This window comes from Amycolatopsis sp. NPDC058986, from assembly GCF_042741125.1.
GTDB lineage: Bacteria > Actinomycetota > Actinomycetes > Mycobacteriales > Pseudonocardiaceae > Amycolatopsis.
Genome location: NZ_JBHYJW010000017.1, coordinates 39,443 through 56,023, shown reverse-complemented (window position 1 = coordinate 56,023; position 16,581 = coordinate 39,443). Strand labels below are relative to the sequence as shown.

Annotated in this window: 25 protein-coding genes; 18 read left to right on the top strand and 7 right to left on the bottom strand. The window is 69.5% G+C overall.

The features are described from left to right. Window positions 1-38: 38 nt before the first annotated feature. Window positions 39-602 (top strand): orotate phosphoribosyltransferase, encoded by a 564-nt coding sequence (pyrE, locus tag ACFW0G_RS17295; protein ID WP_378326283.1) that lies wholly within the window; start codon window positions 39-41, stop codon window positions 600-602. A gap of 96 nt (window positions 603-698) precedes the next feature. On the opposite strand, the gene ACFW0G_RS17290 is transcribed toward pyrE, so the two are convergent. Further along, window positions 699-905, bottom strand: a complete 207-nt coding sequence (locus ACFW0G_RS17290; protein WP_378326282.1) for a CsbD family protein — start codon at window positions 903-905, stop codon at window positions 699-701. Between the two features lie 164 nt (window positions 906-1,069). Here ACFW0G_RS17290 and ACFW0G_RS17285 point away from each other — a divergent pair, with 164 nt between their 5' ends. The 12 genes from ACFW0G_RS17285 to ACFW0G_RS17230 all read left to right on the top strand — a co-directional run bounded on the left by ACFW0G_RS17285 (window position 1,070) and on the right by ACFW0G_RS17230 (window position 7,150). Next, window positions 1,070-1,636 (top strand): RNA polymerase sigma factor, encoded by a 567-nt coding sequence (locus tag ACFW0G_RS17285; RefSeq protein ID WP_378326281.1) that lies wholly within the window; start codon window positions 1,070-1,072, stop codon window positions 1,634-1,636. Next, window positions 1,627-2,220: an Asp23/Gls24 family envelope stress response protein gene (locus ACFW0G_RS17280; protein WP_378326280.1), complete on the top strand. Its 594-nt coding sequence runs from the start codon at window positions 1,627-1,629 to the stop codon at window positions 2,218-2,220. The genes ACFW0G_RS17285 and ACFW0G_RS17280 overlap by 10 nt, the downstream gene beginning before the upstream one ends. Beyond that, a complete protein-coding gene (locus ACFW0G_RS17275; RefSeq protein WP_378326279.1) occupies window positions 2,217-2,615 on the top strand; it encodes an Asp23/Gls24 family envelope stress response protein in 399 nt (132 codons plus the stop codon). The genes ACFW0G_RS17280 and ACFW0G_RS17275 overlap by 4 nt, the downstream gene beginning before the upstream one ends. Continuing rightward, window positions 2,615-2,950 (top strand): hypothetical protein, encoded by a 336-nt coding sequence (locus ACFW0G_RS17270; RefSeq protein WP_378326278.1) that lies wholly within the window; start codon window positions 2,615-2,617, stop codon window positions 2,948-2,950. The genes ACFW0G_RS17275 and ACFW0G_RS17270 overlap by 1 nt, the downstream gene beginning before the upstream one ends. A gap of 78 nt (window positions 2,951-3,028) precedes the next feature. Beyond that, window positions 3,029-3,508: an Asp23/Gls24 family envelope stress response protein gene (locus ACFW0G_RS17265; protein ID WP_378326277.1), complete on the top strand. Its 480-nt coding sequence runs from the start codon at window positions 3,029-3,031 to the stop codon at window positions 3,506-3,508. 81 nt (window positions 3,509-3,589) lie between these two features. Continuing rightward, a complete protein-coding gene (locus ACFW0G_RS17260; protein WP_378326276.1) occupies window positions 3,590-3,772 on the top strand; it encodes a hypothetical protein in 183 nt (60 codons plus the stop codon). A gap of 3 nt (window positions 3,773-3,775) precedes the next feature. Beyond that, on the top strand, window positions 3,776-4,114 hold the full coding sequence (locus tag ACFW0G_RS17255; protein ID WP_378326275.1) for an Asp23/Gls24 family envelope stress response protein: 339 nt from the start codon (window positions 3,776-3,778) through the stop codon (window positions 4,112-4,114). Then, window positions 4,111-4,650, top strand: coding sequence for a DUF6286 domain-containing protein (locus ACFW0G_RS17250; protein WP_378326274.1), 540 nt, complete (start codon window positions 4,111-4,113; stop codon window positions 4,648-4,650). The genes ACFW0G_RS17255 and ACFW0G_RS17250 overlap by 4 nt, the downstream gene beginning before the upstream one ends. Continuing rightward, on the top strand, window positions 4,647-5,222 hold the full coding sequence (gene amaP, locus ACFW0G_RS17245; protein WP_378326273.1) for an alkaline shock response membrane anchor protein AmaP: 576 nt from the start codon (window positions 4,647-4,649) through the stop codon (window positions 5,220-5,222). Before ACFW0G_RS17250 ends, amaP begins: the two co-directional genes overlap by 4 nt. Before the next feature lie 357 nt (window positions 5,223-5,579). Then, on the top strand, window positions 5,580-5,969 hold the full coding sequence (locus tag ACFW0G_RS17240; protein ID WP_378326272.1) for a DUF2784 domain-containing protein: 390 nt from the start codon (window positions 5,580-5,582) through the stop codon (window positions 5,967-5,969). Between the two features lie 25 nt (window positions 5,970-5,994). Then, window positions 5,995-6,654, top strand: a complete 660-nt coding sequence (locus ACFW0G_RS17235) for a TrmH family RNA methyltransferase (protein WP_378326271.1) — start codon at window positions 5,995-5,997, stop codon at window positions 6,652-6,654. A gap of 10 nt (window positions 6,655-6,664) precedes the next feature. Continuing rightward, the gene (locus ACFW0G_RS17230; protein WP_378326270.1) at window positions 6,665-7,150 is read left to right on the top strand and encodes a nuclear transport factor 2 family protein; all 486 of its coding nucleotides are present in this window, start codon (window positions 6,665-6,667) and stop codon (window positions 7,148-7,150) included. A 133-nt stretch (window positions 7,151-7,283) separates the two neighbouring features. Here the strand turns inward: ACFW0G_RS17230 and ACFW0G_RS17225 are convergent, their stop codons facing one another. After that, window positions 7,284-7,532, bottom strand: coding sequence for a hypothetical protein (locus ACFW0G_RS17225; protein ID WP_378326269.1), 249 nt, complete (start codon window positions 7,530-7,532; stop codon window positions 7,284-7,286). 420 nt (window positions 7,533-7,952) lie between these two features. Here ACFW0G_RS17225 and ACFW0G_RS17220 point away from each other — a divergent pair, with 420 nt between their 5' ends. After that, a complete protein-coding gene (locus tag ACFW0G_RS17220; protein ID WP_378326268.1) occupies window positions 7,953-8,204 on the top strand; it encodes a hypothetical protein in 252 nt (83 codons plus the stop codon). A gap of 11 nt (window positions 8,205-8,215) precedes the next feature. Here ACFW0G_RS17220 and ACFW0G_RS17215 read toward each other — a convergent pair whose 3' ends face one another. Next, window positions 8,216-10,357, bottom strand: coding sequence for a molybdopterin-dependent oxidoreductase (locus tag ACFW0G_RS17215; protein ID WP_378326267.1), 2,142 nt, complete (start codon window positions 10,355-10,357; stop codon window positions 8,216-8,218). Window positions 10,358-10,431: 74 nt separating this feature from the next. Here ACFW0G_RS17215 and ACFW0G_RS17210 point away from each other — a divergent pair, with 74 nt between their 5' ends. The 4 genes from ACFW0G_RS17210 to ACFW0G_RS17195 all read left to right on the top strand — a co-directional run bounded on the left by ACFW0G_RS17210 (window position 10,432) and on the right by ACFW0G_RS17195 (window position 13,084). Continuing rightward, entirely contained in the window at window positions 10,432-11,448 is a 1,017-nt protein-coding gene (locus ACFW0G_RS17210; RefSeq protein ID WP_378326266.1) for a glycoside hydrolase family 76 protein, read from the top strand. A 72-nt stretch (window positions 11,449-11,520) separates the two neighbouring features. Further along, window positions 11,521-12,150 (top strand): SMI1/KNR4 family protein, encoded by a 630-nt coding sequence (locus ACFW0G_RS17205; RefSeq protein ID WP_378326265.1) that lies wholly within the window; start codon window positions 11,521-11,523, stop codon window positions 12,148-12,150. 59 nt (window positions 12,151-12,209) lie between these two features. Continuing rightward, window positions 12,210-12,608 (top strand): helix-turn-helix domain-containing protein, encoded by a 399-nt coding sequence (locus ACFW0G_RS17200; RefSeq protein ID WP_378326264.1) that lies wholly within the window; start codon window positions 12,210-12,212, stop codon window positions 12,606-12,608. 62 nt (window positions 12,609-12,670) lie between these two features. Continuing rightward, window positions 12,671-13,084 (top strand): VOC family protein, encoded by a 414-nt coding sequence (locus ACFW0G_RS17195; RefSeq protein ID WP_378326263.1) that lies wholly within the window; start codon window positions 12,671-12,673, stop codon window positions 13,082-13,084. Window position 13,085: 1 nt separating this feature from the next. Here the strand turns inward: ACFW0G_RS17195 and ACFW0G_RS17190 are convergent, their stop codons facing one another. The 4 genes from ACFW0G_RS17190 to ACFW0G_RS17175 all read right to left on the bottom strand — a co-directional run bounded on the left by ACFW0G_RS17190 (window position 13,086) and on the right by ACFW0G_RS17175 (window position 16,540). Continuing rightward, window positions 13,086-13,613 carry a GNAT family N-acetyltransferase gene (locus ACFW0G_RS17190; protein WP_378326262.1) on the bottom strand — a complete coding sequence of 176 codons (528 nt, stop codon included), beginning with the start codon at window positions 13,611-13,613 and terminating at the stop codon, window positions 13,086-13,088. Continuing rightward, the gene (locus tag ACFW0G_RS17185) at window positions 13,610-14,482 is read right to left on the bottom strand and encodes an ADP-ribosylglycohydrolase family protein (RefSeq protein ID WP_378326261.1); all 873 of its coding nucleotides are present in this window, start codon (window positions 14,480-14,482) and stop codon (window positions 13,610-13,612) included. The genes ACFW0G_RS17190 and ACFW0G_RS17185 overlap by 4 nt, the downstream gene beginning before the upstream one ends. Before the next feature lie 38 nt (window positions 14,483-14,520). Next, window positions 14,521-15,387 carry a LacI family DNA-binding transcriptional regulator gene (locus ACFW0G_RS17180; RefSeq protein WP_378326260.1) on the bottom strand — a complete coding sequence of 289 codons (867 nt, stop codon included), beginning with the start codon at window positions 15,385-15,387 and terminating at the stop codon, window positions 14,521-14,523. Window positions 15,388-15,505: 118 nt separating this feature from the next. After that, window positions 15,506-16,540 (bottom strand): LacI family DNA-binding transcriptional regulator, encoded by a 1,035-nt coding sequence (locus ACFW0G_RS17175; protein ID WP_378326259.1) that lies wholly within the window; start codon window positions 16,538-16,540, stop codon window positions 15,506-15,508. Window positions 16,541-16,581 lie beyond the last annotated feature (41 nt).

Here is a 16,581-nt window from a genome sequence, read left to right as displayed (position 1 = left end):
GGCGGGGCCACGCTCCGGCGTGTGTAAGACTCTCGGCCGTGGCGATTCCCGCGTTGGACAAGGCAGCGAAACTCGAACTGGCCAGACTGGTCACCGAACTGGCCGTAGTGCACGGAAAGGTGACCCTGGCGTCCGGCAAGGAAGCCGACTACTACGTCGATCTGCGGCGGGCGACCCTGCACCACGCCGCCGCCCCGCTGATCGGCAAGCTGCTGCGGCAGCTCACCGCCGACTGGGACTTCGTCGCGGCGGGCGGGCTGACGCTGGGCGCCGACCCGGTCGCGCTGGCGATGCTGCATTCGGCCGCGAACGACGACGTCGTGCTCGACGCGTTCGTCGTCCGCAAGGCCGTCAAGGAGCACGGCATGCAGCGCCGCGTCGAGGGCGTCGAGGTTCGCGGCCAGCGCGTGCTGGCCGTCGAGGACACCTCCACGACCGGCGGCAGCGTGCTCACCGCCGTCGAGGCGCTGCGCGAGGCGGGCGCGACGGTCGTCGGCGTGGCGACCGTCGTCGACCGGGACACCGGCGCGCGGGAGGCCGTCGAGAAGGAAGGCCTCGAATACCGCTACGTCCTCGGCAAGGACGACCTCGGCCTGAACTGAGCGAGCTGAAGGACGCCTTCGGTGCACTCAATGCACCGAAGGCGTCCTTCACTGCGCGGGATGCACTGAAGGCGTCCTTCAGCACACCCGGCCCGCCTACTTGCGGAAGGTGTCCTTCACCTTCTCCGCCGCGTCGCCGACGGCGTCCTTGACCTTCTCGGCGGCGTCCTTCAGCCCGGCCTTCGCCTGGTCCGTCTTGCCCTCGGCCTGCAACTGCTCGTCCCCGGTGACGTTCCCCGCGGCCTCCTTGGCCTTCCCGCCGAGGTCGTCCGCCTTGTTGCTGATCTTGTCGCCCCACGACATCAGGCACCTCCGGTGTTCCTCGGTCGCATCCCTCGCGGACGCGCTCACCGGTACGACACCGTCACCCAGTGGAACGGCACGGATTCGCCGGGGTGGCGATGATCACCCACAATCCACCCGTGACGTTCTCCGCTCCCGGGTGTCCTCCTTCCCGAGGAGGTGCCGTGACCACGACCAGTGCGGAGCCCGGCACGCCGCTCGACGACGCGACCCTGGTCGGCCGCGCCCGTGACGGCGACGTCCGGGCGTACGAGCAGCTCGTGCTGCGTTACCAGGGTCCGATGTTCAAGCTCGCGTCGCGGATGCTCGCGGATCGCGCCGACGCCGAGGACGTCGTCCAGGACGTCTTCCTCACGGCGTGGCGCAGGCTCGCGCAGCTCAACGACGACGCGGCGTTCGTCGGCTGGCTCTACCGGACCACGACCAACCGCTGTCTCAACGTGATCAGGGCGCGCCGTCCGCGCGCCGACGTCGACCTGGACACGGCCGAGTCGCCGCGGGCGGAGACCCGGCCCGAGCACGCCGCCCAGGTGTCGAGCCAGCTGGCGGCGCTCAACGAGGCCCTGCAGCGGCTCACTCCGCCCCAGCGGGCGTGCTGGCTGCTGCGCGAGGTGCACGGCCGGTCGTACGACGAGATCGCCGAGATCGTCGGCGCGAACGCGGTGGCGGTCCGCGGTCGGATAGCGCGGGCGCGAGCCCAGTTGGCCGAGGTGATGAAGCCATGGCGGTGAACAACACGACCGAGGAGTACGAACTGCCGTGCGGCCGGGAGCTGGAGCGGGTCTGGGAGCGCATGGACGTCGTCGGCGCCGGTCTCGCCGACGAGCACGAGCTGTCCTGCCCGCACTGCCGCGTCGCTCGCGAAAGCCTGCTGGCGCTGCGCGAGGCGACGCAGGAGCTGGTGGCCGAGCCGGAAGCCACACCGCCCGACCTGGTCGGCCGGATCATGTCCGCCGTCCGCGCCGAGGTCCGGCGCGGCCAGATGCTGAGCCTGCCGTCGACGGAGCTGGGCCCGGTCGAGGTGAGTGAACAGGCCGTCGCGGTCGTGCTGCGGTACGCCGCGGACTCCGTCGGCGGCGTCCGGGCCCGCCGGTGCCGGGTCCGCGCTGTCGGTGAAGGGCCGCACGGCGAAAGCGTCGTGGAGGTCGAACTCACCCTCGCGGTGAGCCTGCGGAACGCGGCGGGTGGCGAGGCGTTGTCGCAAGTGCGGGACCGGGTCACCGCCGCGGCGGCGGCGAGGGTCGGCCTGGTACTGGCGAAACTCGATCTGGTGATGGTCGACGTGTACGAGGAAACCGCGGGGGACGATCGATGACCGTGTCCGACCTGACCGACCTGCCCCGGCCGGGAGCGGAGTTCGTGATCGCCGATCCGGTGATCGCGAGCGTCGCCGCGCGGGCCGCGGTCGAGACGCCCGGCGTGGTGCGGCTCGAACCCGGACTGCGTGGGCTGGTCACCGCGTGGACGCGGGCCGCCCGGCAACGCTGGAAGGGCCTCGATCCGGCCCCTTCCGACGGCGTTCGCGTGCGCCGCGCCGACGACGGGACGCTGAGCGTGTCCGTCGACCTCGTCACCTCGGCGGTCGACCAGGCCGCCGCGGTCGCACAGGCCGTGCAGCGCGGCGTCGTCCGGGTGGTGGCCGAGCAGACCGGCCTGACGGTCGGCGAAGTGTCCGTGTCCATTTTGGACATCGAGCCGGAGCAGTGGTGATGTCGGCGGACGAAGTCACCGAGAAACTCGTCGGCGCGGTCAAGGCGATTCCCGGTCTTCGCCCGGCGACGCCCATCGCGGAGGAAGCCACCACGTGGCTGCCGTGGGACTGGGACGGGTTCGCCGTCGAGCTGAGCGCCGAACTCGTGGAGATCCGGCTGATCGCCACCCGGCTGCCGCTGCCGCCGTTGCTGGCCAGGGCGACCGAGGCGGTGCGTCCGCTGCTCGCGGGAACGGAATGGGAGAAGGCGACGCTGCGGCTCGTCGTGACCGACATCGACGGCGCCGCGTTTTCCGGAGGACAAAGCGATCCAGGTCACACGATCGGGCAGTGACGAACACTCCGCGATCGTGTCGATACAGGTGAAGGGGACACAAACCCTTGTGCCCCACCAGAACGCAGGGAGGACGGCATGACCAACACGGCTACCGGCAAGACCGCTGAGGGCACCTCCGCCAGGAACTCGACCGGCACCCTGGTCACCACCAAGGAAGACGGGCTGGTCACCAAGCAGGGCACCACGTCGATCGCCGACGTCGTCGTGCAGAAGATCGCCGGCCTCGCCACGCGTGAGGTGTCCGGCGTGCACGACGTCGGTGGCGGCGCCGCCCGTGCGTTCGGCGCGATCCGCGACCGGATCCCCGGCGCGTCGGCCAGCGTCGGACAGGGCGTCTCGGTCGAGGTCGGCGAGAAGCAGGCCGCGGTCGATCTGCAGATCGTCGTCGAGTACGGCGTGAGCATCGCGGATCTCGCGCGTTCGGTGCGGCGCAACGTGATCACCGCGATCGAGCAGATGACCGGGCTGGAGGTCGTCGAGGTCAACATCAACGTCAACGACGTCTACATCCCGGGCGACGACGACGAAGAACCCGTCAGCGATCGGGTGAAGTGACATGAGCGACGCTTGCGAGCGAATCATGGATGTCATGCGCCAAAAAGAATTCAACACTGTCTCGCGGAGCGAGGCGATCGCATGAGTGCGACGTCGATCGGCTTGTTCACCGGGCTGGCGCTCGGGTTCGCCGCCGCGTTCGGCGGATTCGGCGCCTTCGTCATCGTGCTGGTGCTCGGCGCATTGGGTCTGCTGGTCGGGCGCTGGCTCGACGGCAAGCTCGATCTGTCCTCGCTCGTCGGGTCCGTCCGGGATCGGAGGTAGGCCATGACCGCCGCCGCTGTGCCCGCGGACGTCGCTCCGGAGGACCGCGGACGCACCACACTGGCCGACCGCGCCGTCCGCCGCATCGCCGCGCGGGCGGCGGGCGAGGTCGACGGTGTCGGCGAGGACGTTCAGGTCAGTGCCAGGATCGACGCGGAATCGGCCACTTTGGACGTTCGGCTGCCGGTGCGCTATCCGGCGCCGATCGCCAGGACCACCGAAGAGGCCCGTGCGCACGTGTCGGCCCGGACCGCCGAACTGACCGGACTGACCGTGCGCCGCGTCGACATCACGGTGCCCGCGTTGCCGAACGAACCCGTGACGAGGAGGAGGGTGCAGTGATCCGCCGTCCGCGGCGCGGGCTGCCCGCGTCACTGCTCGCACTGGTACTGCTCGCCGCGTGCGTGCTGATCGTCGTCGCGCTGGTGCAGCGGCTGATCGGCGAGCGGCCGTTCCTGTCCTACGACGCGATCGCCGACCGCGTGCACGCCACGACCTGGAACACACTGCCCGTGCTCGTCGGGGGCGGGGCAGCCGTGCTGATCGGGCTCGTGCTGCTGGTGCTGGCCGTGGTGCCGGGCCGGCCGACCGTCGTGCCGCTGACCGAGGAGGCCGGATTCGACTCCGGCATAACCCGCCGGGGCGTGTTCGTCGCCTTGCGGAACGCCGCGAACTCGGTGGACGGCGTCGCCGCTGCCCGGATCCGCTTGGGGCGTAAGAAGGTCGTGGCCCACGTGCGGACCAATCGCGACAACACCGAAGGGCTCGCCGACGCCGTCCGCGTGACGCTCGCCCGCCGGATCGAGGAGATCGGGCCCGAAAAACCGCCCGAGGTCCGGGTGCGGGTCCGGGCCGTGACCACGCGAGGTGTCCGATGAGCCGTGTCAATCGCCCTGCCGGGCTGAACCGGACGTTGCTCGCGCTGACCGGGCTCGTGCTGCTCGCGGGCGGCGGGTTCGCCGTCGCGACGTACTTCGGCTGGCTGCGGGTGCTCGATCCCGCATCGCCGCTGGTCCCGGGCACCGCGGCGCCGCCGGCCTGGGCGTTCTGGGTGACGGTCGCCGTCGCGGTCGTCGTCGGGCTGCTGTGCCTGCGGTGGCTGGCCGCGCAGGCGTTCCGGACGCCGAAGTCCGTCGGCTGGCGGCTGGAGGAAAACCCCGAGGACGGGACCACCACGATGGACTCGTCGGCCGCCAACGCTCCGGTCGCCACCGACATCGAGGGGTACGACGGCGTGAAGTCGGCGTCGGCGTGGGTGTCCGGGTCGCGGGACGAGCCCGAGCTGTACCTGCTGGTCACCGCCGAACAGGACGCCGACATCGCCGCGCTGCGGCACCGGATCGCGGCGCACGCCGTCGCCCGGCTGCGGCAGGCACTGGAGGTGGAGACGCTCCCGGTGCGCCTCGAACTCCGCTTCACCACGAAGACCACCAGCGCCAGGGCGCTCTGAACCGTTCGCCCGTGGCGGACGAGGCTTGTCCCGGCGTGCCCCGGGCGTACCGTCGAACGCGTGGAAATCCCGGAACCAGGCAAGCCGCCCGAGCCGCCCGAGCGTCCCGGCCACCAGCCGTCGCATCCGCGCCGGAAGCCACCGCCCGGCTATCCGCACGAGGAGCCGACGCCCTATCCGGGTCTGCGCCCCGAAGGGTTCCCGGAGTTCCCACCCGGAGTGACGCCGCCATCACCCGGAGAGTGAACAGGTTGCGTCAGTAGGTCGAATATCACAGCTCCGAGATCCTTTTGTCGGCTTTCTCCTGTGAGGTGAGAGTAAAGTCGCTGGTAGAGGGATATGGGGAAGGGGGCGGTGATGGCGCGAGTTCTGGCCGACTTGACCGTGTTCGTGCATATTCTGGCCCTGCTGTTCATCGGCCTGGGCGGCTTTCTCGCCTGGCGCTGGCCCAAGGTCGTCTTCGTCCACGTCTTCTTCGCCATCTGGGGTGTCCTGGTCAACGTGACACCGATTCCCTGCCCGCTCACCGCGCTGGAGAACTACTTCCGGCACGAGCAGGGCCTCGGTGACCTGCCCGGCGGCTTCAACGCCTACTACCTGTACGACACGGTGATCCCGCGCGCGGCGCTGCCGGTGGTCGTCGTCCTCGCGCTCGCGCTGGTGATCTTCTCCTACGCCGTCGCCTACCAGCGGTGGCGTCATCGCGACCACCACGGGGCACCGGCGCATTCGGTCGTCCACCACTGAGCGACAATCGTCGCGTGAAGGCGCGATGACAGGGCAGGTACCCGAGGCCGGTCCCACCGAATGGGTGAGCCGGGAGGAGGTCGGTGTCGGACCGTGGCCGGGTGAGTGGCCCGCCGGCGACCGGTACGACCCCGAGCTGCTCGCGAACGGCGACCGCCGCAACGTCGTCGACGCCTACCGCTACTGGCGGCGCGAGGCCATCGTGTCCGATGTGGACAGCCGACGGCATCCGTTCCACGTCGCCATCGAGAACTTCCAGCACGATCACAACATCGGCACCGTGGTCCGGACGGCGAACGCCTTCGCCGCGGCCGAGGTACACATCGTCGGCCGCCGCCGCTGGAACCGGCGCGGCGCCATGGTGACCGACCGCTACCAGCACCTGCGTCACCACGAGGACGTCGAGGGCCTGGTGACCTTCGCCGCGGAGTCCGGCCTCGAGATCGTCGCCGTCGACAACACCCCGGGCGCGCAGCAGCTCGAAACCGCGAAGCTGCCGCGCGCCTGCGTGCTGTTGTTCGGTCAGGAAGGGCCGGGGCTGTCCTCCGAGGCTCAGTCCGCGGCGTCGTTGGTGGTGTCGATCGCCCAGTTCGGGACCACTCGCTCGATCAACGCCGGGGTCGCCGCCGGGATTGTGATGCACGCCTGGGTCCGGGAGCACGCCGATCTGTCGGCTTCCTGGTGATAATGCGGAGATGGATCATACTGCGCCGCTCGTTACTAATCCGACCACAGTCACGGCGGAAACAGGTATCTCCGAGCAGGTCGGTTGCGGCCCGTGTCCGCCTACTTTTGGCCGGATTAGTAACTGGGCACGGAAGTTCGTCGACGGCTGGGTGACCGCGTGGAACGCCCACGACCTCGACGCCCTGATGACGCACTTCGCGGATGACGTGACGTTCCGCTCGCCGGTGGCGGCCCAGCTGCTCGGCGGCGATGGCGTCATCCGCGGCAAGGAAGCCCTGCGCGCCTACTGGGCGGAGGGCCTGCGGCGCATCCCCGACCTGCGGTTCGAGGTCCTGGGCAGCTACGTCGGCGTGGACAGCCTGGTCATCAACTACCGCAACCAGAAGGGCGGCCTCGTCAACGAGGTGCTGCTCTTCGACGGCCCGCTCGTGGCCGAGGGATACGGCACCTACCTCGGCACCGACACGAATCCGGCGGGCGCGACCCAGTCCTGAAGCGGAAAGCGTCCGGTGCTCCCCCGGAATTGAACGCCGGGGGAGCAACCGGGAAGGCCGCCGCGATGAGATCGTTCGCGGAGAATACGTCAGCAGATTTCCGACCGCCTCAGCGCGAAACCAGCGATGGAACTTACTTCGTCTTGATGTCCGAGACCACGTACCACTTGCCGTCCTTGCCGGTGTCGCAATTCCGGCCCTGCTCACCCTTGATCGGCGGCAGCGCCCGCAAGGCATGGACGCACGCGTCGAAGTCGGGGTACGGCCCCGCAACCGGCACCTCCACGGCGGACGCACTACCCGCACCCAGCAGCGAAATGCCGATGGCGGCCGCACCAATCACCAACGCGGCCCTGAACTTGCTCGTCTTCACCGTTTTCATCGTGGCTCTCCCTTGTCTGGAATCCTGCTGACAACTGTCTGGATGAGCACCTCCCGGCCCGTCCACGCAAGATCATTACCCGCGTCGGTTCGCACCGAATCGCCGTTGCCTGTTCGACTAACGGGAGTTGACCGAATAGGCCACCCCATCGAGTGAGTCGAGCTTCTTGACCAGCGAAAGGAATGCGGCGGTGACAGGTCAGGGTGGGAGCCTCGACCGTCGGCCAGTGAGAAAAGGCCCAACTCTCCGAGTACAAGGGGCAATGCTGACACATCGAACGCGCACAACGATGGCGGCCAGTAGCTCGGTGGCGCTTTGCTGGTCCTCGTCAGGCCCAGAGCGTGGAGATTTCGGTTCACCCGAGCGGGAATCCTGCCACTGGTTCCCACCGGAAGTGTCAGCAAAACCTATGGAGGAACTATGAAGTCGCTGCGTGCTCGTGTCGGCGCCGGTCTCGCAGTCGGGGCCGCCGTTGCCGTCCTTCCGCTGACCGCGGGCGCCGCCTTCGCCGACGATGGCCCGTTGGTGGTCGCCGCCGGCGGATACAAAACCGAGGCAGCCTGCAACCACGACGGAGACCTCGATATCGCCAACGGCACGGCCACCTACCGGGTGTGCGTCTACAGCACGACAACGAAGACCTTTACGCTTTTCGAGAAGCTCAAGCGCTGACTCAGGCGGGATCAGGCCGGGGCGACTTCGACCGGGATTCCGTTCAGCACGGCCGTTCCCGAGAGCGTGTCGATCAGCTGCTCATCGGCGACAAGGTTCGAGTTGACGCCGGGATGTGCCCGCGCGACCCGCGTCCGCACGCCGTCGACGTCGTGTCCCCAACCGTGCGGGATGCTCACGACGCCCTGGCGCACCTCGTCGGTCACTTCGACCGGTGCCTCGAGCTTCCCCGCCCGTGACGTCACCGACGCGAGGCCGCCGTCGGTCAGTCCGAGCCGGGTCGCGTCGGCCGGGTGCACCTGCACGGTGCACCGGTTGGTTCCGCGGACCAGCGGCGCGAGGTTGTGCATCCACGAGTTGTTCGAGCTGAGCTGCCGCCGCCCGATCAGCACCAGACCCTCCGCCGGAGAGCCGGTGAGCGACGCTCGCAACCGCGCGACGTCCGCGGTGATCACCGGCGGCGCCAGTTCGATCCGGCCGCTTTCGGTGCTCAGGACGGCCGGGATCCGCGGCTTGAGCGGGCCGAGGTCGACGCCGTGCGGTGCCGCTTCGAGGTCCGCCAGCGTCAGGTCGTACGGTCCGGCGCGCAGCATCAGGTCGACCAGCCGCTCCGGCCCGACCCGGTTCGCCGCGAGGCCCACATCGACGCCGTTGCGCCGCGCGGCCTCGGCGGCCACGAAGTCGTCCAGCGCCGCGATGTCGGCGTTCGGGCCCTGACCGGTGACGATCCCGGTCAGCCGGAGCGCGGTCTGCCACTCCTGGGGCACGTCCGTGGGCAGCGTCGCCGGGGTCCAGTTCGCCACGTTGCGCACAGCGAGCTGGTAGAGCGCGAGATCGTAGTGCGGACGCTCCAAAGGGGACGGTCCCGGCAGGATGACGTCGGCCTGGCGCGAGGTCTCGTTGAGGTAGATGTCCAGCGACACCATGAAGTCCAGCTGCCCCAGCGCCTGGGACAGGCGTCCCGCGTTCGGCGTGCTGACGCACGGGTTCCCGCTGATCGTGATCAGCGCGCGGACCTGGCCCTCGCCCGGCGTCTCGATCTCGTCGGCGAGCGTGGCGACCGGCAGTTCGCCGAACACCTCGGGATAGCCGCGCACCCGGCTCGCCCAGCGGCCGGTGGTGAACGCCCGTGACCGGCCGCTCGGCCCGGCCGCGGCCAGCGGGAACATCGCGCCGCCCGCGCGGTCGAGGTTGCCGGTGAGCACGTTCAGCACGTCCACCAGCCAGCTCGCGACCGTCCCGAACACCTGTGTCGTGGTCCCGATCCGGCCGTACACGGCGGCGCTCTCGGCGTCCGCGAGGTCGAGCGCCATCCGCCGGATCGCGTCGGCGGCAATGCCGGTGTGTGGCGCAACGGCCTCGGGCGTGAACGGACGGGCCAACTCGCGGACCTCGTCGACCCCGGCCACGTGCTCTTCGAGGCGGCCGAGCGTGACGCGATTTTCCGCGAACAGGACGTTGACCAGCGCGAACAGCAGCAGCGCGTCGGTCCCGGGCACGATCGGGTGATGGTCGTCGGCGAGCGTCGCGGTCCGCGTCCGGCGCGGGTCGACGACAACGATCCTGCCGCCGCGTCGCTGGATCGCCCGGAGTTTGCCGCGCGTGTCCGGCGCGGTCATCAGGCTGCCGTTCGACACCAGCGGGTTCGCACCGAGCATCAGCAGGTGCCGGGTGCGGTCGAGGTCGGGCACCGGGATGGCGAGCGGATCGCCGAAGAGGTAGCCGGACGAGAAGTGCTTCGGGAGCTGGTCGACCGAGGTCGCGCTGTAGAAGTTCTTGGTACCCAACGCTTTGTAGAGCACCCGGCCGTAGAGGATCAGCGCGAGGTTGTGGGCGCCGGGGTTGCCCGCGTACACCGCGACGGCGTCGCGGCCGTACTGCTCGATCAGCGGTGGCAGCCGCCGGCCGATCTCCTCGAACGCCTCGTCCCAGCTGACCTCGACGAACTCGCCGTCGCGCTTGACCAGCGGTTTCGTCAACCGATCGGGATCGTGGTGCAGTGCGCCGAGCGAGGCACCCTTCGGACAGATGTAGCCCTTCGAGAAGACGCCCGCGGCGTCGCCCTGGACACGGGTGACCTGCCCGGAGCCGAGCGTCACCTCCAGGCCGCAGGTCGCTTCGCACAGTGGGCAGGTCACATAGGCCGTGGTCATGGGCACCTCGCGGTCCGATGGCTGGACACCGAACATACCGAGCGGTATGTCGCACGGCAAGGAAGGATGTCCTCATGTATGCGGAGCGGGCCGCCGCGGCCGAACGGGCGGTACACGAGCGACACCTCCGCCGGGTGTGGGCCCTGCCGGGCACCGTGCTCGGCCGCAGCGGCTGGCCGCCGGATCCGGGGCAGCGCCTGCACTGGCACTGGAACTACTGGTGGCAGGCGCATCTGCTGGACTCGCTCGTCGACGCGCAGTTGCGTGCGCCGTCGGCCGAGCGCGCGAAACGGATCGAGCGGTTCGCGAAGTCGGTGCTAGTGCGTAACTTCGGCCGCTGGATCAACGACTACTACGACGACATCGCCTGGCTCGGCCTTGCACTGCAACGGGTTCGCGCACTGGGGATCGACGGCTTCGATGGCGCGATCGACGCCATCGGTACGCGGCTGCACGAGGGGTGGACCGACGAGGCGGGCGGTGGGATCTGGTGGCGCCGCGGTGACCGCTTCAAGAACGCCCCCGCGAACGGCCCCGCCGCGATCTTCCACGCCCGTGGTGGCGAAACCGAGTACGCCGCATCGCTGACGAACTGGATGACCAGCACTCTCGTCGACCCGGAGACCGGTCTGGTCTGGGACGGTCTCCGGCTCGACACCGGCGAGCTGGAGAAGAACATTTACACGTACTGCCAAGGGGTCTACCTCGGCGCCTGTGTTGAATTGTCCGAAGTGGACAAGGCGGCGCGGACGGTGCGTGCCGTTGCCGGGCACTGTGCGCCCGGCGGTGTGCTGCGTGGCCAGAACGGCGGCGACGGCGGCTTGTTCGGCGCGATCCTCGCGCGCTACCTCGCGCTCGCGGCGCGGCGTTTGCCGGACACCGAGATCGCCGCGACCGCTCGTGAACTCGTCCTCATCTCGGCGGAGGCGTGCTGGTCCGGCGCCGTCGAAGCGCCCGGCGGTCCGCTGTTCAGTGCCGATTGGTCCCGCTCCGCGCCTTCGCTTCCCCTTCCGCCCGAGGCTCCCGAACGAGATCTTTCGGTGCAGGTCGGCGCCTGGATGCTGCTGGAAGCCGCTGCTTCCCTGGAGTGAGAGAACCTGGGCCAGGAATGTTGTCCAAAGGGGTCAAGAAGCTTGACGCGTGGAATGCCTCCTGTGAGCGTCGTGACCATCTACGCATCGCAGAAGGAGTTTCGCGTGAACGTTCCGCCGCCACCCTTGGCTCCCGCCGAATGGCGTGAATTTCTGCGGAGTTACAGCTCCGAGTTCCTGGAATCCCCGTTTCTGCGTGAGATGGCGGAGGAGGGGCGAGACGACCTTTTCGCCAGCGAAACCGAGCGGGCCAACCGGTGGCTGGGCTACGAACCGGCGACCGAAGACGCGATCGCCGCCGCCGAGCGGAGGCTGGGAATCCGGCTTCCGCCGAGCTACCGGAATTTTCTCCTGGTCAGCAACGGCTGGCATACGATCTCCTACGCGGTGGACCTGCTTGATCTCACTGAGATCGGGTGGTTCGCGGACCTGGAACCCAGGCTTATGGAAGCCTGGTCGGACTCCGGAGCCTACGACGACTGGATCGAAGTACTCAAGCGCTCTGTCTTGATTTCGAACGACGACGGGGGCAGTGGTCACTACCTGTTCCTGCACGCCGACAGCGTCGCGGACAATGGTGAGTGGACCGCGTACGAATGGTGGCCCGGCGACGGGGATGATCCTGAACCCCATGCCGACTTCGCGACAATGGTGACAAGCCTGTGGGAAGACGAGAAGCGGTATCGCGCCGCCGACAGGTAATGGCAGCGCTCCGGAATGGGGTAACCAGGACGGAGAGCCGCCGCTACACTGTATGAAGGATGAGTAAGGTCGTCGAGGAAATGAACCGGCGCATGCTGCGCGCCCGCGACGCGATGGACCGCGCGTTCGCCGAGCCGCTGGACGTCGCCGCGCTGGCCCGGCTCACCCACCTCTCGCCTTCACACTTCACCCGAACCTTCCGCGCGACGTTCGGCGAAACCCCGCACCGCTACCTGCAACGCCGTCGCGTCGAGCGCGCGATGGCGTTGCTGCGCCGGACCGATCGCAGTGTCACCGAGATCTGCGTCGACGTCGGATTCGGCAGCCTCGGCACGTTCAGCCGCACGTTCCACGACATCGTCGGCGAATCCCCGACGGCCTACCGGGCCCGCGGCGCTGCCCCGGCGGCGCCGGTGCCGACGTGCTTCGCGATGGCCTGGACGCGGCCGCGCGGCTGACTCGCCGGGCACAGTCGTTTTGGATAAGCCATCGGCGGCGAGGGCTGATTAACCTTCGCGGCATGATGAACGCGATCACGCTCTCCTCGCTCTTCGTGCTCGACCAGGACGAGGCGCTCGACTTCTACGTCGGCAAACTCGGCTTCGAGGTGCACACCGACGTCGACCTCGGCTTCATGCGCTGGCTCACCATCTGCGTGCCGGGGACACCGGCCCGCGAGATCCTGCTGGAGCGGCCGGGGCCGCCCGCGCACGACGAGGCGACCGCCGAACGCATCCGGGAGCTGGTCACCAAGGGCGCGACCGGTGGCTGGCTCGGCTTCACCACCGACGACATCCACAAGACGCACGCCGAACTCGTCGAGAAGGGCGTGGAGATCACGCAGGAGCCGGCGGTGCAGTCCTATGGCACGGACATGGCCATCCGTGACCCGTTCGGCAACGCGCTCCGCATCCGCGAAGCACCGGCGGCCTGAGTCACCAGACGTCGCCGTCCCGCCAGTCGCAGGCCAGCGGCGCGTCCGGATCGAGGTCGGCGCTCACCGGCAGCACGAACACGCCGCCGTCGTCCTCCTCGGTCCGGACAAGGCCCGCCGGGCCGAACACCGAGGTCGGCCCGCGCCACAGTTCCCAGCCGCGCGCTCCGTAGAAGTCCAGCGCGTCCGACGACGAAGACAGCGCGCCGACCTCGTAGCCGCCCCGGATCAGACGCTCCACAGTGGACATCAGCGCCGCGCCGTGACCCCGCCCGCGCCGATCCGCCCGGACCGCGACGGCCTCGACGTACCCGGTACGCAACGCGCGTCCTTGGTGCAGCAACCGGCGCTGCACCACCGAGGCGTGCCCGATCAGCTCGCCGCCCTCCCAGAGCAGGGCGTGCATGCCGCCGAGCCCGTGTTCCCAGTCCTCGTCGGTGAAATCGCCGTCGAACGAGGCATCGAGCAAGGCGCGGGCGGCGATCTGGGTGGCGGCGTCGAGGTCGGCGGTGTGGGCGAGACTGATCATGCTCCCAGTCTGCCGGAATTTCCGGGAAGCCAGGCGGGCAAGGGTTCGCACGCGGCGAGCCACTCGCCCGGAATCGGGGCGCTCCCGGCGCCGAGTACCCCGCCGACGATCGCGCCGACCGTGTCGACGTCCTCCGCGAGCCGCGCGACTGTCCACAGTGCATCGACGTAACTCGGGGCGGTACAAGCGATCCACAGCGCAAGTGGCACGGTGTCGTGGGCGGCGACCTCGCGCCCGATGCCGAGTTCGTCCGCCGCGTCCCGTGGATCGGCGTGGACGAGCTTCAGCGCCTTGCCCAGCCGTGTGCGGACTTCGCCGGGGGGTACCAGTGGGACGACCTGCTCCAGGACAGCGGGACCTCGGAGTCCCGAGGCGGTCAGCGCCGCGGCGGCCGCGACGGCGCCCGCGACACCGTCGAGATGCGAGTGGGTGACCACCGCCGAAAGCTCGGCCTGACGCAGCACCTGCGGCAGGTCGTGGCAGAACCACGCACCCAGCGGGGCGACCCGCATCGCCGCGCCGTTGCCCCAGGAGCCCTTGCCGCCGAACGCCGCGGCGGTCAGCTGCTGCCACGGCTGACCGGCGCGGATCTGGTTGAGCAGGCGCGAAACGCCCGAGCCGTAACCGCGGTCGGCGTCGTAGCGGGCGGCGAAGTCCGCGGCGAGTGCGTTCCGGTCGACGTGGCCGTGGCGGGCCAGGACGCTGACCAGCGAACACGCCATCAAGGTGTCGTCGGTCCACTGCCACGGCGCGGCAGGCAGCCGGCGTTCCAGGATGCTCGGGTGGTCGCCGGGCATCAGGATCTGCGCACCGAAGGCATCCCCCACCGCGAGCCCGGTCAGACTGGCGTACGCCAGGTCGGCACTCATGCCGACCACCCTAGCGGCCCAGTGGGGCGCAAACGCTTTCAGCAGCCGCAGGACGCGCGATGCTCGAACCGCGGCGCCAGCCGGACCGCCTCGGGACGGCGTTCCGGATCGGTGAGCCGCGACAGCAGCAGCTGCACGGCCTTGCGGCCGATTTCCGCGATCGGCTGCGCCATGGTCGTCACGCCGGGGGTCACCTGCCGTGCCCAGTCCATGTCGCCGTAGCCGACGACGGCGAGTTCCGAGCCGATGTGGATGCCGCGCCGATGTGCCTCGTACTGCACCCCGATCAACATCGATTCGCTCGCCACGACCAGCGCCGTCGGCGACGGCCACGCGTCGAGCAGTTTCGCCGTGGCCCGCGCGGCGCCGCCGGGCGTCGACTGTCCACATGCGACCAGTGACGACGTCCAGCGCAGTCCCGAGCGGCCGAGCCCGAGCCGGTAGCCGAGCGCGCGTTCCTCGCTCGTGGTCAGGCCTTCGTCCCCGGAGATCAGGCCGATCTTGCGGTGCCGCCGCTGCGCGAGATGCCGGACCAGCGCGGACACCGCCTGGATGTTCTCCGAGCCCACCTGGTCGACGTCGTTGCGGCCGGCGATCCGGTCCACCAGCACGGTGGGCACGCCCATCCGCACGAGTCCGTTGATCACCGCGTCGTCCCCGGCCGCCGGGACCAGCAGGACGCCGTCGACCCGGTCGGCACGCAGCGCGCGGATGACCGCGGCCTCCTCGCTGACGCTGTCGCCGGTGTCCGCGAGCATGACCTCGCACCCCGCCTGCGCGGCGGCGACCCTGATCGAGCGCAGCAACTCACCCGAGTAGGGGCTCGCGTGCATCCCCATCGCGACACCGAAACGGTGGGTTACCGGAGGCTCCCAGAGCGGGAGTTCCGGCGAAAGTGCGGTCATGTCCTCTGGCCCTCACATGTGTTCAGGTGAAGGTAGTCGCCAGGGGCCGCGACACGCGTGACACCGCTCGTAAACGTCTCAGAGAATCACCGGTGTGAGTGACCCGGCGGTGTGCTCGTCACGGAGTGGATACGCCCGGGCAGCCGCAGGACTCGCGGTGCCGCAGCGTCGGCGGGAGCCGCACGGTCTGTGCCTTCCGCGTCGGGTCGTTGATCCTGCCGAGCAGCAGCCGCACCGCCTGCCGCCCGATGTCTTCGATCGGCTGCGCCATCGTCGTCAGCGGCGGATCGACCAGATCGGCCCATTCGACGTCGTCGTAGCCGACCACCGGAAGATCGCGCCCGATCCGCAGCCCGCGTCGGCGTGCTTCGTGCAGTACGCCGACCATCATGCTGTCGTTCGCCACGACCAGGGCCGTCGGCGGCTCGGGCAGCGCGAGCAAGGTGTTCAGCGCGAGCGCGCCGCCCGCCCGCGAGGACTGCCCGCACACCACCAGTTCCGGCGCCCAGGTCAACCCCGACCGGCCGAGGCCGAGCCGATAGCCGAGGGTCCGCTCCTCGCTCGTGCTCAACCCGGGCGCACCGCTGATCATGCCGATCCGCCGGTGCCCGAGCGTCGCCAGATGCGCGGTCAGCGCCGACGTCGACTGGATGTTCTCGACGCCGACCTGATCGACGTCGCCGCGCGTGGCGAGCCGGTCGATCAGCACGGTCGGCACGTCGAGCGAGACGAGTTCGCCGATCACCGAGCCGTCGCCGGGTGCCGGGGTGATCAACAGCCCGTCGACGCGGCGCGAACGCAGTGTGCGTACGGTTTCGCGCTCGGTGTCGACGGTGTCGTGCGTGTCGGCGAGCAGCACGGTGTACCCGGCAGCCGCGGCCTCGCGCTCGATGGCCTGCATGAGCATCGCGAAGTACGGGTTCGCCAGCAGGGAGATCGCGATCCCGATCGACCGCGTACCGCCGGTGACCAGCGATCGCGCGATCGCGTCGCCGGTGTAGCCGGTCGTCTCGATCGCCCGCAGCACCGCGGCTTTGGTCTCCTCGGCGACCGCGCGGGTGCCGTTCACCACGTGCGATACCGTCGTGATCGAGACGCCCGCCAGCTCGGCGATGTCGCGCTGGGTCGGCCGTGACGACTTCGGCTGCGGCATGTCCACCCTTCGGAATTGCAGATCACTCGCAAGCGTTTGCG

Bases quoted from the DNA above. Each gene is read 5' to 3' on its own strand.
- ACFW0G_RS17290 (WP_378326282.1), bottom strand. From the start codon at position 905: ATGTCGTGGGGCGACAAGATCAGCAACAAGGCGGACGACCTCGGCGGG.
- ACFW0G_RS17280 (WP_378326280.1), top strand. From the start codon at position 1,627: ATGGCGGTGAACAACACGACCGAGGAGTACGAACTGCCGTGCGGCCGG.
- ACFW0G_RS17275 (WP_378326279.1), top strand. From the start codon at position 2,217: ATGACCGTGTCCGACCTGACCGACCTGCCCCGGCCGGGAGCGGAGTTC.
- ACFW0G_RS17270 (WP_378326278.1), top strand. From the start codon at position 2,615: ATGTCGGCGGACGAAGTCACCGAGAAACTCGTCGGCGCGGTCAAGGCG.
- ACFW0G_RS17265 (WP_378326277.1), top strand. From the start codon at position 3,029: ATGACCAACACGGCTACCGGCAAGACCGCTGAGGGCACCTCCGCCAGG.
- ACFW0G_RS17260 (WP_378326276.1), top strand. From the start codon at position 3,590: ATGAGTGCGACGTCGATCGGCTTGTTCACCGGGCTGGCGCTCGGGTTC.
- ACFW0G_RS17255 (WP_378326275.1), top strand. From the start codon at position 3,776: ATGACCGCCGCCGCTGTGCCCGCGGACGTCGCTCCGGAGGACCGCGGA.
- amaP (WP_378326273.1), top strand. From the start codon at position 4,647: ATGAGCCGTGTCAATCGCCCTGCCGGGCTGAACCGGACGTTGCTCGCG.
- ACFW0G_RS17240 (WP_378326272.1), top strand. From the start codon at position 5,580: ATGGCGCGAGTTCTGGCCGACTTGACCGTGTTCGTGCATATTCTGGCC.
- ACFW0G_RS17235 (WP_378326271.1), top strand. From the start codon at position 5,995: ATGACAGGGCAGGTACCCGAGGCCGGTCCCACCGAATGGGTGAGCCGG.
- ACFW0G_RS17230 (WP_378326270.1), top strand. From the start codon at position 6,665: ATGGATCATACTGCGCCGCTCGTTACTAATCCGACCACAGTCACGGCG.
- ACFW0G_RS17225 (WP_378326269.1), bottom strand. From the start codon at position 7,532: ATGAAAACGGTGAAGACGAGCAAGTTCAGGGCCGCGTTGGTGATTGGT.
- ACFW0G_RS17220 (WP_378326268.1), top strand. From the start codon at position 7,953: ATGAAGTCGCTGCGTGCTCGTGTCGGCGCCGGTCTCGCAGTCGGGGCC.
- ACFW0G_RS17215 (WP_378326267.1), bottom strand. From the start codon at position 10,357: ATGACCACGGCCTATGTGACCTGCCCACTGTGCGAAGCGACCTGCGGC.
- ACFW0G_RS17210 (WP_378326266.1), top strand. From the start codon at position 10,432: ATGTATGCGGAGCGGGCCGCCGCGGCCGAACGGGCGGTACACGAGCGA.
- ACFW0G_RS17200 (WP_378326264.1), top strand. From the start codon at position 12,210: ATGAGTAAGGTCGTCGAGGAAATGAACCGGCGCATGCTGCGCGCCCGC.
- ACFW0G_RS17195 (WP_378326263.1), top strand. From the start codon at position 12,671: ATGATGAACGCGATCACGCTCTCCTCGCTCTTCGTGCTCGACCAGGAC.
- ACFW0G_RS17190 (WP_378326262.1), bottom strand. From the start codon at position 13,613: ATGATCAGTCTCGCCCACACCGCCGACCTCGACGCCGCCACCCAGATC.
- ACFW0G_RS17185 (WP_378326261.1), bottom strand. From the start codon at position 14,482: ATGAGTGCCGACCTGGCGTACGCCAGTCTGACCGGGCTCGCGGTGGGG.
- ACFW0G_RS17180 (WP_378326260.1), bottom strand. From the start codon at position 15,387: ATGACCGCACTTTCGCCGGAACTCCCGCTCTGGGAGCCTCCGGTAACC.
- ACFW0G_RS17175 (WP_378326259.1), bottom strand. From the start codon at position 16,540: ATGCCGCAGCCGAAGTCGTCACGGCCGACCCAGCGCGACATCGCCGAG.